Source organism: Sulfitobacter sp. (genome assembly GCF_039977885.1).
GTDB lineage: Bacteria > Pseudomonadota > Alphaproteobacteria > Rhodobacterales > Rhodobacteraceae > Sulfitobacter.
The window spans coordinates 363,339-377,837 of sequence record NZ_JBDWCI010000012.1 but is presented as its reverse complement, the minus strand read 5'-3'; the positions used below and the strand labels follow the sequence as shown (position 1 = coordinate 377,837).

13 protein-coding genes are annotated in these 14,499 nt (G+C 57.2%); 3 read left to right on the top strand and 10 right to left on the bottom strand.

Annotated elements, in window-relative coordinates; genetic code table 11:
- Nucleotides 1–8 precede the first annotated feature (8 nt).
- From ABJM03_RS10180 to ABJM03_RS10170, 3 genes are all read left to right on the top strand, one after another.
- Complete coding sequence (locus tag ABJM03_RS10180) at nt 9–1,304, top strand: citrate synthase (protein ID WP_348417277.1); 1,296 nt, start codon at nt 9–11, stop codon at nt 1,302–1,304.
- Between the two features lie 471 nt (nt 1,305–1,775).
- On the top strand, nt 1,776–2,687 hold the full coding sequence (locus ABJM03_RS10175) for a calcium-binding protein (RefSeq protein WP_348417276.1): 912 nt from the start codon (nt 1,776–1,778) through the stop codon (nt 2,685–2,687).
- 70 nt (nt 2,688–2,757) lie between these two features.
- Nucleotides 2,758–3,066, top strand: coding sequence for a hypothetical protein (locus tag ABJM03_RS10170; protein ID WP_348417275.1), 309 nt, complete (start codon nt 2,758–2,760; stop codon nt 3,064–3,066).
- 75 nt (nt 3,067–3,141) lie between these two features.
- On the opposite strand, the gene ABJM03_RS10165 is transcribed toward ABJM03_RS10170, so the two are convergent.
- The 10 genes from ABJM03_RS10165 to ABJM03_RS10120 form a co-directional block, all read right to left on the bottom strand.
- Nucleotides 3,142–3,918 (bottom strand): enoyl-CoA hydratase-related protein, encoded by a 777-nt coding sequence (locus ABJM03_RS10165; RefSeq protein WP_348417274.1) that lies wholly within the window; start codon nt 3,916–3,918, stop codon nt 3,142–3,144.
- An 85-nt stretch (nt 3,919–4,003) separates the two neighbouring features.
- Nucleotides 4,004–4,456 (bottom strand): cytochrome c-type biogenesis protein, encoded by a 453-nt coding sequence (locus tag ABJM03_RS10160; protein WP_348417273.1) that lies wholly within the window; start codon nt 4,454–4,456, stop codon nt 4,004–4,006.
- A complete protein-coding gene (locus ABJM03_RS10155; RefSeq protein ID WP_348417272.1) occupies nt 4,453–6,417 on the bottom strand; it encodes a heme lyase CcmF/NrfE family subunit in 1,965 nt (654 codons plus the stop codon). The genes ABJM03_RS10160 and ABJM03_RS10155 overlap by 4 nt, the downstream gene beginning before the upstream one ends.
- Before the next feature lie 67 nt (nt 6,418–6,484).
- On the bottom strand, nt 6,485–7,057 hold the full coding sequence (locus ABJM03_RS10150) for a holin family protein (RefSeq protein WP_348417271.1): 573 nt from the start codon (nt 7,055–7,057) through the stop codon (nt 6,485–6,487).
- Nucleotides 7,048–7,659: a holin-associated N-acetylmuramidase gene (locus ABJM03_RS10145; protein WP_348417270.1), complete on the bottom strand. Its 612-nt coding sequence runs from the start codon at nt 7,657–7,659 to the stop codon at nt 7,048–7,050. The genes ABJM03_RS10150 and ABJM03_RS10145 overlap by 10 nt, the downstream gene beginning before the upstream one ends.
- Nucleotides 7,660–7,731: 72 nt before the next feature.
- Nucleotides 7,732–8,175 carry a cytochrome c maturation protein CcmE gene (ccmE, locus tag ABJM03_RS10140; protein ID WP_348417269.1) on the bottom strand — a complete coding sequence of 148 codons (444 nt, stop codon included), beginning with the start codon at nt 8,173–8,175 and terminating at the stop codon, nt 7,732–7,734.
- 13 nt (nt 8,176–8,188) lie between these two features.
- Nucleotides 8,189–9,217 (bottom strand): N-acetyl-gamma-glutamyl-phosphate reductase, encoded by a 1,029-nt coding sequence (argC, locus tag ABJM03_RS10135; RefSeq protein WP_348417593.1) that lies wholly within the window; start codon nt 9,215–9,217, stop codon nt 8,189–8,191.
- 36 nt (nt 9,218–9,253) lie between these two features.
- Entirely contained in the window at nt 9,254–10,063 is an 810-nt protein-coding gene (locus ABJM03_RS10130) for an aspartate/glutamate racemase family protein (RefSeq protein ID WP_348417268.1), read from the bottom strand.
- A 5-nt stretch (nt 10,064–10,068) separates the two neighbouring features.
- Complete coding sequence (locus ABJM03_RS10125) at nt 10,069–10,956, bottom strand: lysophospholipid acyltransferase family protein (RefSeq protein WP_348417267.1); 888 nt, start codon at nt 10,954–10,956, stop codon at nt 10,069–10,071.
- A 54-nt stretch (nt 10,957–11,010) separates the two neighbouring features.
- Nucleotides 11,011–14,409, bottom strand: a complete 3,399-nt coding sequence (locus ABJM03_RS10120) for an indolepyruvate ferredoxin oxidoreductase family protein (RefSeq protein ID WP_348417266.1) — start codon at nt 14,407–14,409, stop codon at nt 11,011–11,013.
- Nucleotides 14,410–14,499: the final 90 nt, after the last annotated feature.

The window sequence follows — 14,499 nt, the reverse complement described above, 5'->3', positions numbered from 1 at the left end:
GAAATACCATGGCCGAGAGTACGAAATCAGCGACGCTGACCATTGGAGATCAATCAATTGAACTGCCGATCTTCACCCCCACGTCCGGCCCCGATGTCATCGACATCCGCAAGCTTTACGGCCAAGCGGGTGTGTTCACCTATGATCCCGGCTTTACGTCAACCGCCTCTTGCGACAGCACCATCACCTTTATTGATGGCGGCGAAGGTATCCTGACGCACCGTGGTTATTCCATCGGTGAGTTGGCCGAGAAATCCCATTATCTCGAAGTCTGCTATCTGCTGCTTTATGGTGAGCTGCCCTCCCCTGCAGCGCTGGAAGATTTCGAGCACCGTGTGACAAACCACACCATGCTGCACGAGCAGATGATGAACTTCTTCCGCGGTTTCCGCCGCGATGCCCACCCGATGGCCGTTATGGTTGGTGTTGTTGGTGCGATGTCCGCATTCTACCACGATTCCACTGACATCAATGACGAATGGCAGCGCGAAGTCGCCTCCATCCGCCTGATCGCCAAGATGCCGACAATTGCAGCCATGGCGTATAAATACACCATCGGTCAGCCGTTCGTGTATCCACGCAATGATCTGGACTATGCCTCCAACTTCCTGCGCATGTGCTTTGCCGTGCCAGCCGAGGAATATGTGGTTGATCCGATCCTGAGCCGTGCGATGGACCGTATCTTTACCCTGCATGCCGACCACGAGCAGAACGCCTCGACCTCCACTGTGCGTCTGGCATCTTCTTCGGGTGCGAATCCATTTGCCTGTATCGCCGCGGGTATTGCATGTCTCTGGGGCCCTGCCCACGGCGGTGCGAACCAGGCTTGCCTCGAGATGCTTAAAGAGATCGGCACACCGGACCGCATCCCTGAATTCATCGCACGCGCCAAGGATAAAGATGATCCGTTCCGCCTGATGGGCTTTGGTCACCGCGTTTATAAAAACCGCGATCCGCGTGCCACGGTGATGAAAGAATCTGCTGACGAGGTTCTGGAGCTGCTCGGCGTCGAGAATAATCCGATCCTGCAGGTCGCCAAAGAGCTTGAAAAACAAGCGCTGGCCGATCCGTATTTTGCAGAGAAGAAGCTGTTCCCGAATGTGGACTTCTATTCCGGCATCATTCTCGAAGCGATGGGCTTCCCCACGTCGATGTTCACACCGATCTTCTCGCTTGCGCGGACTGTTGGTTGGATTTCCCAGTGGAAAGAGCAGCTCAACGATCCGCAGCTTAAAATCGGCCGCCCACGCCAGCTGTATCTGGGTGCTGATGTTCGCGAGTATGTGGATATCGAAAACCGCTAAGCTGAACCTTTAGCGACGCGAAATTGCCCCGGATGTATACCGCATCCGGGGCTTTTCTTTGCTTTGCGGAAATAAGGCATAATTACGGCAGCTCCGACATGAAATGTGGCACCTCTCCCCCCAGTGCCCCAATCAGGCACATGGGAAAACCGTGCTAGATCCAAACGGTATATTTTACGGGCCAATTCAATCCGGCACTGATGAAACCTTTAAAAAGTACCAAGTTTTACAAATCCGAATCGCAGCAGCGACCCTCCCTTGGCAGATGCGCCCTGCTTTAGGTCGTTGAACCAATCTTTGAATAAGCCTTGGACTGTCGCCATTCAGCGAACAACGTCGACAACAGAATCTCTGAAAAAGGGGCGAAAATAAGGCATTGTTGCGAGTGGTTACACAATAGTTAACATATTATTGACCGCCCCAATCAAGGTTACATAGTCAGCCTCAAGAATAAATTTGGGGGTTACAAAAATGTTAATGCTTCTCGGACTGGGACTACCGCTCGCCTTTTTGGCCATCAGCATGGACGACGACGATGACGACAGCAACGTGATCGAAGAAGGTGGCGAAGGGGATGATACCCTTGAAGGCGGCTCTGGCGATGATTTTCTTGACGGGCAGGCAGGTGATGACATTCTGCACGGCCGCACCGGCAACGACACGATCTTTGGCCGCGACGGCGATGATGTGATCGAGGGTGCCGATGGCGATGACATGCTGTGTGGTGGTGAAGGTGAAGACGTTTTGACCGGCAACCGCGGCAATGACCTGATCGAAGGACAAGGCGGCGACGATTTGGTGTCGGGCGACTATGGTGCCGATACGGTCCGCGGCGACGAAGGCAACGACACCGTTCTGGGTGGCCGCGGTATTGACGTTGTGGATGGCGGTGAAGGCGATGACATCGTCTTTGGCGGTATCATCGAAGGTGTACCGCTGAACCTGGAAGAGCTCGAAGCCCTGCGTGATGGGGGATCATTGGAAGAACTCAATGGCGACATTGATTTGCGCGATGACAGCATCGGCAACCAGGTTGACGGCGGCGAAGGGGATGACGAGCTGATTATCGGCTCTGGTGATGTTGCGGATGGCGGAGAAGGTGCAGACACCTATCATATCATGTCCGAACAAGTGAACGCCGATTCAGTCGGTGAAGCCACCATCTCCAGCTTTGATCCAGAAGAGGATTCCATCACCGTCATCGTCGAAGACGTCGAAGATGATGCGGAAATCACCGTAACGGATGATGGAGAAGATGCGGTTATCCGATTGGGTGACACGGTTCTGGCGCGCGTCGAGGGATCAGCCGGCACGCTCACCGAAGCTGATGTCTCATTGATCTCGGAATCCTTTGTCGAAAGTCTCTTTGATCCGAATGGTTAACTCCATTCGGTCGTGGGAGCGGGATTTGCCGCTCCCCTTGTTTGCTCAATTAGTGCGGCAGGAGAGTACATTGCCCAATCCCCCCCTACATAACCAAACCTACCAATGGTCCGAAGCAAAAAGCCTTATGCCTGCTCAAGCCAAAAACGAGACAGGTATCACAGGCGCATTAGTTCCCGACAGCCAAGGTGACACCGATCATATTGCAGTCGTATACGACAAGGGCGAGGTCCCTCCCGAAATCACGATCAAGCAAATCTCGGGATCGGTTCACAGCGTTCTGGCTGACGGAATTGCCGTCGCAGTGATTGCCCGCGCCAGCGGCACTGCACCAAGCCCCGAAGATGTCCTTTTGGTCGAACGTCGCGTTCAAATTTAACGCGTAGTTTCAGACATGTAAAAGGCCGCTGACCTTATCGGGTACAGCGGCCTTTTACCTTTTCGCACAGGCCCGTTAACGCCCCTCGAACGAGGCCTTACGTTTCTGCACAAAGGCCATCACACCTTCTTTGAAATCACGCGAGTTGCCGCATTTCCCCTGTTCGCAGGCCTCTAGTGTCATCTGCTCTTCAAAATCGTTTTGCCAGCTTTCGCGCATGACTTTCTTGACCGAAGCATAGGCTGCTGTCGGCCCCGCAGCCAGATGCGCCGCCTTTGCACGCCAATGGGCATCGAAATCTTCATCCGGTACGGCCTCCCAGATCATGCCCCAATCATCGGCTTGCTGGGCGCTGATCTTATCGGCAAACAGCGCCGCGCCCATGGCCTTGGCCATCCCCATCTGCCGCGGCATTGCATAGGTGCCCCCTGCATCAGGGATCAGGCCGATCCGAGTGAAAGCCTGCAGGAAATATGCGCTTTGCGTGGCAAAAACCACATCTGTTGCCAAGGCCAGGTTTGCGCCTGCACCGGCTGCCGGACCGTTCACGGCGGCGATCGTGGGCACAGGGCAATTGGCAATGGCCCGCAACATAGGGGTATATTCGTCGCGAAGGGTTCGCTCCAGGTCGATTGAGTTGCTGGCGATACTATCGCCCAGATCCTGCCCCGAACAAAACGCCTTACCGGCACCGGTGATCACCACCACCCGCGCGTCACGTCCCGCCTCATTAAAAGCATAGGCAATTTCGGCGCGCATCTGGGTAGAGAGGGCATTGTATTTTTCAGCCCTGTTCATCGTAATGACAGCCATGCCATCGCGCAGCGCGTAGGTGATCGTCTGGTAATCCATAAGGCCCTCTGAATGTTTGTTTGAGTTAGCATAGCAAAGGAGTAAGCCGCGCCGCCAGCACGACGGCGCGTTACATTGGCCAAGTCTATTTGTTCAGGATCTCCCGAAGGGCGGCTGCTTCGTCGTCGCTAAGCCCTGCATCTTGCGGCGCATCCGCCCTGCTCCGCCCTCGGACATAGGAAACACCCATCACCGCCGCCAGCAAAAGCATCAAGGGCCCCGCCGCCCAAAGTAGCCAGTTTGCACCGCCAAATGTCGGCTTGAGCAGCACAAATTCACCAAAGCGCGCAACGATATATTCTACCGTCTGCGCATCCGTATCACCTGCCAACAACCGCTCGCGGACCAGCAGTCGCAGGTCTTTGGCGATAGGTGCATTGCTTTCGTCGATGCTTTCGCTTTGACAGACAGGACAGCGCAGCCCTTTCGACAGCTCAAGCGCGCGCTGCTCCAATAGCGGATCAGACAACACCTCGTCAGGCTCGACCGCCGCAAGCGGGCTGGCCAGCAGCATCAGGACAAAGGCCAGACGTTTCATTCTGCAGGCACCCCTTTGAGCCGCTTGGGCGCGCTCACCGCGACGCGGAAACGGCGATCAAACAGGCTAAATACACCGCCAAGCGCCATCAGCGCACAGCCGATCCAGATCCATGATGTCATGGCCTTGATATAGGTCCGCACGGCCCAGCCGCCATTGTCCTGCTCATCCCCGATCACCACATAAAAATCCCGTTTGAGATTTTGGTGGATTGCCGCCTCGGTCGTGGGCATCTGGGCTACGGGATAAAATCGTTTCTCGGGGGAGAGCGTTGTGAGAAACTTGCCCCCCTGCGCTACGTCGATAACCGCCGTTGTGGCCACATAATTCGGCCCGTCCCCACGGCTGACGCTGCGCAGCGTCAACTCATAGCCCTGCACTTCAAAGGGCACGTCGATCTGCGCCACATGAATATCCTCGGTGGTCCAGGCATAAATACCCGCGATACCCATCATAGTCACACCAAGGCCCGCATGGGCAATTGCCTTGCCCCAATCGGCCCCCGGCAGGCGGAACAAACGGCTCAAGCGGTTCGGCCCCCGCCCCGTGCGCTGTGCCAGATCAATCACGACACCCATGATCACCCAAGCACCCAGAAACATCCCCACAGGTCCAATCAGGCTGCGCCCTGTCTGCATCGACCACGCCAGCCCGCCCACCGCAAGCGCCGCGGCAAACGCATAGCGCAGCGGATATAACGCGCGCTTCATCGAGGCACGCTTCCACGGCATGGAGGACCCGATTGGCAGCGCAATCCCCAATAGCACCATAAAGGGCGTAAAGGCGGCATCAAAAAATGGTGGCCCAACGCTCAGCTTGCGGTCAAAAAACATCTCCGCCACCAGTGGCCACATAGTACCCACAAAAACCACAAAACAGGATACGGCCAACAGCAGGTTATTCACCACAAGCGCGCTTTCCCGACTGGCCAGACCGAATACGCCCTTGGCCTCCATCGCGCCAGCGCGCAGCGCATAAAGCACCAGCGCACCGCCCATAAAGAAGGCCATAATCCCCAGAATGAAAATCCCGCGGTCAGGGTCATTGGCAAAGGCATGCACCGAGGTCAGCAACCCGGAACGGACGATGAAAGTCCCGATCAGGGAAAAGCCGAAGGCAAGAATAGACAGTAAAATAGTCCAGCTTTTTAGTGCCTCGCGCTTTTCCACCACAATGGCCGAATGTAGCAGCGCCGCCGAAAGCAACCATGGCATGAAGCTCGCGTTTTCAACAGGATCCCAGAACCAGAACCCGCCCCAGCCCAGCTCATAATAGGCCCACCAAGAGCCAAGTGCGATGCCGATGGTCAGGAACACCCATGCGGCCAGCGTCCATGGCCGCACCCAACGCCCCCATGCGGCATCCACACGCCCCTCGATCAGCGCGGCAACGGCAAAGCTGAACGCCATGCTCAACCCGACATAGCCAAGGTACAAAAATGGTGGGTGAAAGGCCAAACCGGGGTCTTGCAGCAGCGGGTTCAGGTCCTGGCCATCGAATGGCGGCACAGGAAGGCGTTCAAACGGGTTAGAAGTCAGCAAGATGAACGCAAGAAACGCCACCCCGATCGCGGCCTGAACAGCGAGCACCCGCGCACGCAGGCTTTCGGGCAACTGGCCACCAAACCACGCTGCCATCGCACCAAACAACGCGACAATCAGCACCCACAACAGCATAGAGCCTTCGTGATTACCCCAAGTCCCTGAGATTTTGTAGATCATCGGTTTGAGCGAATGGCTATTGGCCACCACCACTGCGAGGCTGAAATCAGACGTCACAAATGCCCATGTCAGCGCGCCAAAGGATGCCCCTACCAACAAGAACTGCACGGTGGCCGCAGGCTCGGCCACGGCCATCCAGCCGGACCAGCCCTTCGCCGCCCCCACCAAAGGTACAATCATCTGAATAAGCGCCACACCAAAGGCAAGCAGCAGGGCGAAATGTCCGAGTTCTGTAATCATGCGCCGAATATACGCGGCCCGCGATAGGGTTCCAATCACATTCGCATGGTCAAAGAGCCGCAGGTCGCTACTGCGCCGCGCGCCACGCGCGCAGGGCGAGGTTGTCCTCTGGCTGCAACGCCTGTGTGGCCAGTCGGGCATCAGTGCCGACATCCGCTGCCCCCACAGAATCTGCCCGCAATTTGCCAATCGCTTCGATATTCTCCAACACTTGCGGCACATGTTTGATCGTCTGCACGATACTATGCTGGAATTCTTGCGCCTTAACCTGATGGCGCGCGCCAAAGTAGAAGGACACAATCACCCCCAACAACCACCAAAGCGGCTCTGGCACCAGCGCGATCCCTTGCATCCGCTGCGCAAACCACAAAGGCGCCACCATCGCCGAGATAAACAATCCCAGCGTACCAAGCGCCAGCGCGGGACGCGGCAACCTGTTCAGCCCATCCATAAAGCGATCAAATCCCCCTTTGGCCGGTGCCGCAAATTCCTGACCATATTGGGCCATTGCTTGCCCCTGCACCACGGCTCCGCGCGCAGCGCCTGCCTCGGCGTTCTCGCGGAACACCTCGACTGTGTCGCGAACCACATTGCGCTCCGCACCAAAGGCTACATCCACAACTCTGCCAATCAACCCCATGCTGCAGTCCTTTGGTTAAATTCCTCTTGGGTCAGATGGTACTTGGCGGAAATGAACTCCTCCGCCCGCTTGATCCAGCCCCCCTTACCGCCTGCCCGCGCGCGCGCATATTTGCGACTTGCCACACGGCGGTCAGCCAAACGAAAATAATAATTGCGCCGCGCTATGCCATAAGCATCCACCAGATGCCCCGCACCAGCACGGTAAGCCGCCCGCACCGCTGCCAGCGATTGCGGCCCAAGCGCGCCATCCACACTGACCGCATAGCCCATTTCGACCAGAAGCTGCTGCAAAATCTTCACCGCATTGCTGCCCGCATTAACATACATGTCAAACACCGACGGCTGTATCGCATCCGGCAGCTCTGCAATCAGCGGGCGCTTGTAATAATATTCCAGAAAAATATCTTCGGCCTGCGCCCGAGTGAGGCGGCGCACATCCGCAGAAGTAATCACCCCGTCCCGATCCAGATCAAGCCCGAGACGCCGCATAGTATGGATCGTTACGCCGAAATTCGTGGCACCACCCGGATCATCAGGATCATTCACATAGCCCCCCTCACGGGCGACAATCTCTTTGGCAATCTGCTTGACGCTGGTCATGATATCTCCCCTCTACCTGTGGGGAAACAAGGCCGCAAAATTGTTAACGCGGCCTCACCTGAGCGGGCGCACTCAACCTTCGGGTGCGACGTAGACGCCTTGCTCTTTCAGCGCGTCGACAACCTCTTTCGGCATGTAGGTCTCGTCATGTTTAGCAAGTATTTCAGTCGCTTCAAAGACGTTATTAATGTAGCGACCCGTACCAACCATGCCCTCGTTCTCTCCGAACAGATCAGGCAACACACCGGTATAGACCACCGCAACACTGGCCCCGCCATCCGTCACAGAAAACCGGATCTGCTCTCCCTGACCACGTTCAAGCGTGCCTTCCTCGACCAGCCCACCGATGCGAAACACCTCGGTCGGCGCTGGCGGATCTGCCAATACCTGAGAAGGCGCACGGAAAAAGTTGATGCCATCGCGCATACCATATCCGATCAGCGCGGTAGAACCGATCAAAGCGACCACAGCCACGGCGATCAACTGGATACGGCGCTGTTTCTTCAGGCTTTTCATCGCGACACCTCGATTACGGGAACAAGGGTGCCATCATCAGCCCCTCGGTCTCGGCGATGCCTAGCATCAGATTGGCATTTTGCAAAGCTTGGCCCGATGACCCTTTCGTCAGATTATCCAACGCCGCCACAACAATCGCCCGCCCCGCGATGCGATCAGCACTCACCCCGATATGGCAAAAGTTCGAGCCACGGATATGGCGGGTCGACGGGGCTTCGCCAAAGGGCAGAACCTCGATGAATGGTTCGGTCTCATAGGTGGCCGCAAGCGCGGCATGAATAGCAGCCGCATCGCCTTTGACATAGCAGGTTGCAAGGATACCCCGGTTGGCCGGCACCAGATGCGGCGTAAATTGCACCTGTACAGGACGCCCTGCAATCGCAGAGAATTCCTGATCAAACTCGCCTAAATGCCGGTGCGTGCCACCCAGCGCATATGCGTGATACCCTTCAGACAATTCCGCATGCAGCAGGTTTTCTTTCAGCGCACGCCCCGCCCCCGAAACAGCGCATTTCAGATCCAGGATAATATCATCCAGATCAATCAAACCTGCCGCGATCAGCGGCCGCATGGCAAACTGCCCGGTCGCCGCGTTGCACCCGGTGCCAGCCACCAACCGCGCGGATTTGATCTCGGAGCGGTAGAATTCGGTCAGCCCATAAACGGCCTCTGCCTGCTGCTCCAGCGCTGCATGGGGATTGCCATACCAACGTGCGTATTCCTCAGGATCCCGCAGCCTGAAATCCGCTGAAAGATCGACGATCTTCAGGTCCTTTGGCAACTTTGAAATCACCTCTTGCGAGGTCTTGTGCGGCAAAGCGCAGAAACACAGATCAATGGCAGAAAAATCAATCTCATCCATCGTCACCAGATCGGGCAGGTCCAGATGGCGCAGATGCGGAAACACCGATGCCATAGATTGCCCCGCCTTCGAGTTCCCCCCCAAGGCTTTGATTTGCATAGAGGAGTGGCCAGCGATCAGCCGGATCAGTTCGGCACCGGTATAGCCCGAAGCACCAAGAATTGCGATGTTATACATGATATTGGTCCGTTGTGTCAGAGTTTCGTATGATCGGCCTTAGGCCGCAGTAAACGAAATCTGTCGTCGTAAGAATTGCGTGGCACGGTCGCTGACCCGCTTGGGATCGCCCGTGGTCAAAAACGCCGCCTCGCCCGTACCGTGTTTGTCGGGGTGGCGGGCCAGATAATCGGCAAGGCTCTCGGCCACCAGATCAGCCTGGCTGAAAACACGCGCATCATTGCCCAGCGCATCCTGAAATGTCTCTTTCAGCAACGGATAATGGGTGCAGCCCAGAATAGCGGCATCCGGTTGAGGCATCTTGCGCATCAGCGCATCCACATGGCTGCGCACCAGTGCCTCGGCCAAAATCATATCCCCGTCTTCAATTGCGTCAACAACACCGCCACAGGCCTGCGCCTCTATGTCGACGCCGATCGCGCGGAACGCAAGCTCGCGCTGGAACGCACGCGACGCAACAGTGGCAGGCGTGGCAAACAGCGCCACGTGCTTTACATCCACTTCGCGCGGGGGTGAATTATCGCCCCACTGCCGTTCAGTCAGCGCCTCGATCAACGGCACAAACACCCCCAGAACACGCTTGTCGGCTGGCACCCAGCCTTCCTGCATGCGCCGCAAGGCAGCCGCCGAAGCCGTATTGCAGGCCAGTACAACCAGATCACAGCCAGCATCGAACAGGCGCTGTGTCGCGGCCACAGTCAGATCATAAATATCATCCGCATTGCGCACGCCATAAGGCGCATGCGCGCTATCCGCGAGATAGATAAACTTCTGTTCCGGAAGCCGCGCCTGCGCCGCTTGCCAAATTGTCAGCCCGCCCAATCCGCTGTCGAAAATGCCTACCGCCATTTGCCTTACCGGCGCGCGCGCCGGTCCTCAAAATCATAGCCCGCATCGAAGGAGTCGAGCGGTTCTGGTGCAAGCTCATACGTTGCTTTGCGCAAGAAATCCATCATCCCTTTTGCGTCGGGCAAAAGCGGCTCAAGCTGGGCACGCGAAAAGGGTTTTCCAATCGCCAGACGCACGGGCGTATCCACACGGCTGCGAAACTCTTTGATAAGCAACCCCAAGCGCAATGTCGCATGCATATGGCTGGCAATCTGGAACATCCGGCTGGTGTGCCCGTCAAAGTATATGGGCAGCACGGTGGCATTCGACTTTGCAATCATTCGCGCCGTAAAACTGCGCCAACTTGGGTCCATAGGCCTTGAGAACGGTTTGGCACCCGTGCTCACCGTGCCACCGGGGAAAATGCCAATGGCCCCGCCCGCCTGCAGATAGGACAATGACTCCCGACGTGTTGCCAGATTAGTAGCAACAGCCGCGCGGTCTTCGTCAAAGCTGATGGGCAGAATATGATGCTGAAGACCCGGTCCCTGACTGAAAACCGAGTTGGCCAAAATCTTGAATGTGCCTCGTCTCCGGCTAAGGACATGCCCCAACACCAACCCATCGAGAATGCCATATGGGTGGTTTGCAATCACGACCAGCGGCCCGTCATGCGGAATATCATCCAACGCCCCGCGCACCACGTCCAGCTCAAGCCCGTAGCGCGCCACCATTATGTCAAAGAAATTTGCCCCCGAGGCAAGTTCCTCTTCATACCCCCGCACCCGCTTGAGTAACGATCGCCGCCCGGTGCTGTTCTCGATCAATCTGATCAAGGCCTTCCCCCCACGGCTGCGCGCAGAAGTAGCATAGCTCAACTCGCGGGTCGGCACAGTGCGCTGAGTCACGCTCATATCACAGGCTCCTTTTTCTCTGCTCTACAGCGTAACCGTAACAAATTTCCTACATTACTCAGCCGCTTTATCCTGACGCGGCCCACCCGCGCGGATCACGCTCAACAGCTCCTCGCGGCGCTTGGCCGCTTTGACCTCATTTGCCTGCTTCACATGGCCAAAACCACGGATTTGCAAAGGCAATGCAGCAAGCGCAATGATGGCGTCCCGCGTGCCGCCCTCCAGCTTGGGCAATACCTCGCCCATGTCATGCTCGTATTGCTTGATCAAAGCGCGCTCCATCTTGCGCTCGGCAGTATAGCCGAACACGTCCAAAGGCGTGCCGCGCAGGCGCTTGAGCTTGGCCACCATGCGCAAAGCCCGCTCAAGCCATGGGCCAAATTCCCGCTTGGCCGGATGCCCGTCCGCCCCCGTTCGGGAAAGCATTGGCGGAGCGAGATTGAAGCTCATCTTGAAGTCCCCCTCAAACTCGGCCTGTGCCTTTTCGCGACTACTCAGCAACAACCGCGCGACCTCGTATTCGTCCTTATAGCTGAGAAGTTTATGATAGCCCGTGGCAGCCGCTTCCCGCACGTCACGGTCTGCAACCTGCGCCAACAGCTTGTCATAGCGTTTGGCCAGCCCCTTACCCTGATAGGCGATAAGATGATCGCGGCGGAACGCAATCTTCCCCTCAAGCGTATCGGGCAAGACCACCACATTCGGTGTCAGCACAGATTGCGCATGCTCGGGAAAAAGCACCGCCCAGCGCCCGATCTCGAAGGCGCGCAAGTTCCGCTCAACCGCGGCCCCATTGAGACGGATTGCCGCCTGTACGGCCTCCAACGTCAACGGAATCAAACCGCGCTGCCATGCCCCGCCAAAGATCATCATGTTGGAATAGATCGAATCGCCCAGCGTAGCGCGCGCTAGTTCAGAGGCGTCAAACATCGCCAGCTTGTCGTTAATCCGCGCTTCCAGCGCCAGCTCCAGCCGATCATAGGGCATCTGGAATTCCGTATCACGGGTAAATTCCCCCGTGATGATCTGGTGGCTGTTTACAACCGCCCCCGTACGGCCTGTTGAGGTCAGCCCCAATGTCTTATTCCCTGCGGAGACAACCAAATCCCCCCCCACAAGCGCATCACATTCGCCCGTGGCCACGCGGATGGCAGAAATATCATCAGGGCGATTTGCCAGACGACAGTGGATGCTCACCGCGCCGCCTTTTTGGGCAAGGCCTGCCATCTCCATCATTCCGGCGCCCTTACCGTCGATCTGCGCCGCCTGCGCCAGCACGGCACCAATGGTCACCACGCCAGTGCCGCCAACCCCTGTGATCACCACATTATAAGTGCCGTTGATCGCAGGCAGCTGCGGCATCGGCAGATCAGGGATTTCCACCTCTGTTGTGGCCTCCTTTCGGATCGTCGCGCCCTCCAGCGTCACAAAAGAAGGGCAGAAGCCATTCGCGCAAGAGAAGTCCTTGTTACAGGAGGATTGGTCAATCGCCCGTTTGCGGCCCAATTCGGTCTCGGCGGGAACGATAGAAACGCAGTTGGACTGCACTCCGCAATCGCCACAGCCTTCGCAGACGTCTGTGTTGATGAACAACCGCTTGTCAGGGTCAGGAAACGCCCCGCGCTTGCGGCGGCGGCGCTTTTCGGCAGCGCAGGTTTGCACATAGACAATGGCGCTCACGCCCGTGGTCTTGGCCATGCGCTCCTGTACGGATTGTAGCTCTGCGCGCTCATGCATCTCTACCCCGTGAAAATCTGACGCTTGCACATCTTCTTTCTCGTCATAGACGACACAAAGGTTCTTGATCCCCATGGCCTTGAGCTCGGCCACAATACGCGGCGCGTCCAGATCACCCTCGTTATGCTGCCCGCCTGTCATGGCAACAGCATCGTTATAGAGGATTTTATAGGTGATATTCGTCTTGGCCGCGATGGCCGCGCGGATCGCTTGCGCCCCTGAGTGGTTGTAGGTCCCGTCCCCAAGGTTCTGGAACACATGTGGTGTGGTCGAGAACGGTGCCTCACCGATCCAATTCGCGCCCTCGCCCCCCATATGGGTAAATCCCAGCGTCTCACGGTCCATCCATTGCACCATAAAGTGACAACCAATCCCCGCATAGGCGCGGCTGCCATCGGGTACTTTGGTAGAGGAGTTATGCGGGCACCCCGAGCAGAAATATGGCGTACGTCCCGCCAGCTCTTCGGCGTTATCCGCACGCCTCGCCTCCGCCAGATCAGCCAACCCTTGTAAAACACGTTCTGTCCCGCGCCCTTCGTCACAAAGAACGGCACCCAGCTTTTCGGCGATATCCAAAGGATCAAGCGCCCAAGCGGCCGAGAACAGCTCATCCATCCCTTTGCGCCCGCCGTAAACCCGTGGCCGGTCCATACGGTCAAACAGCGCTTCCTTGATCTGTACCTCAATCAGCTTGCGCTTTTCTTCAACCACAACAATCAGATCGAGATCTTCTGCCCATTCGTTGAATCCACGCATATCCAGCGGCCAGACCTGCCCCACCTTATAGGTGGTGATCCCCAAGCGCTCGGCCTCATCTGCATCAATCCCCAGTAAAGACAGTGCATGGACCAAATCGAGATAGTTCTTCCCCGCCGCGACCAAGCCGATCTTGGCCCCTTTGCGCCCCCAGACCCGCTTGTCTATGCCATTGGCATAGGCAAAAGCCTCAGCGGCAAAGCGTTTATAATTGACCAACCGCGCCTCCTGCGCGATCCGCTCATCCACCAGACGGATATTTAGCCCCCCTTCGGGCATTTCAAACTCCGGCTCGACAAAGCTCAAGCGGTGCGGGTCTCCATCTACGACCGATGTGACCTCTACCGTGTCCTTCATCGTCTTGAGCCCGACCCAAACGCCCGCAAACCGCGAAAGCGCCCAGCCGTAAAGGCTGTAATCCATGATCTCTTGCACACCGGCAGGAGACAGCACAGGCATATAAGTGTCGACCATCGCAAAATCGGACTGGTGCAACACGGTCGAGGATTCGCCCGTGTGGTCATCCCCCATCGCCATTACGACACCGCCGAATTTCGAACTGCCCGCCATATTGGCATGGCGCATCACATCACCCGAGCGGTCCACCCCCGGCCCTTTGCCATACCACAGGCCAAATACACCGTCATATTTTCCCTCACCGCGCACCTCGGCCTGCTGCGCGCCCCAAAGAGCGGTAGCCGCCAGATCTTCGTTCAGTCCTGCCTGAAACGTCACCCCCGCTTGCGTCAGTTGCTTTTCCGCGCGGGCCATTTGCATATCCACAGCCCCCAGCGGCGAGCCGCGGTAGCCTGTGACCAAACCCGCTGTATTCAGCCCCGCCGCCCTGTCGCGCGCGGCCTGCATCAGCATCACCCGCACCAGCGCCTGCGTGCCATTCAGCAGCACGGACGATTTCTCCAGATCAAAACGGTCGTTGAGTGTTATCTTCTGCGTTGTCATGGCATTCCCTCCCAAGAAACCAAAGCGGCCTCCACCGCCTGAACCTGCATAGTATTACAGCACAATAGGTCACATTTACTGACCTGCATA

What these genes read in the sequence shown, in the direction of transcription:
- ccmE (WP_348417269.1), bottom strand. Translation starts at nt 8,175, where the DNA reads ATGAAAAGCCTGAAGAAACAGCGCCGTATCCAGTTGATCGCCGTGGCT.
- ABJM03_RS10120 (WP_348417266.1), bottom strand. Translation starts at nt 14,409, where the DNA reads ATGACAACGCAGAAGATAACACTCAACGACCGTTTTGATCTGGAGAAA.
- ABJM03_RS10165 (WP_348417274.1), bottom strand. Translation starts at nt 3,918, where the DNA reads ATGGATTACCAGACGATCACCTACGCGCTGCGCGATGGCATGGCTGTC.
- ABJM03_RS10160 (WP_348417273.1), bottom strand. Translation starts at nt 4,456, where the DNA reads ATGAAACGTCTGGCCTTTGTCCTGATGCTGCTGGCCAGCCCGCTTGCG.
- ABJM03_RS10180 (WP_348417277.1), top strand. Translation starts at nt 9, where the DNA reads ATGGCCGAGAGTACGAAATCAGCGACGCTGACCATTGGAGATCAATCA.
- ABJM03_RS10150 (WP_348417271.1), bottom strand. Translation starts at nt 7,057, where the DNA reads ATGGGGTTGATTGGCAGAGTTGTGGATGTAGCCTTTGGTGCGGAGCGC.
- ABJM03_RS10130 (WP_348417268.1), bottom strand. Translation starts at nt 10,063, where the DNA reads ATGGCGGTAGGCATTTTCGACAGCGGATTGGGCGGGCTGACAATTTGG.
- ABJM03_RS10125 (WP_348417267.1), bottom strand. Translation starts at nt 10,956, where the DNA reads ATGAGCGTGACTCAGCGCACTGTGCCGACCCGCGAGTTGAGCTATGCT.
- ABJM03_RS10155 (WP_348417272.1), bottom strand. Translation starts at nt 6,417, where the DNA reads ATGATTACAGAACTCGGACATTTCGCCCTGCTGCTTGCCTTTGGTGTG.
- ABJM03_RS10145 (WP_348417270.1), bottom strand. Translation starts at nt 7,659, where the DNA reads ATGACCAGCGTCAAGCAGATTGCCAAAGAGATTGTCGCCCGTGAGGGG.
- ABJM03_RS10175 (WP_348417276.1), top strand. Translation starts at nt 1,776, where the DNA reads ATGTTAATGCTTCTCGGACTGGGACTACCGCTCGCCTTTTTGGCCATC.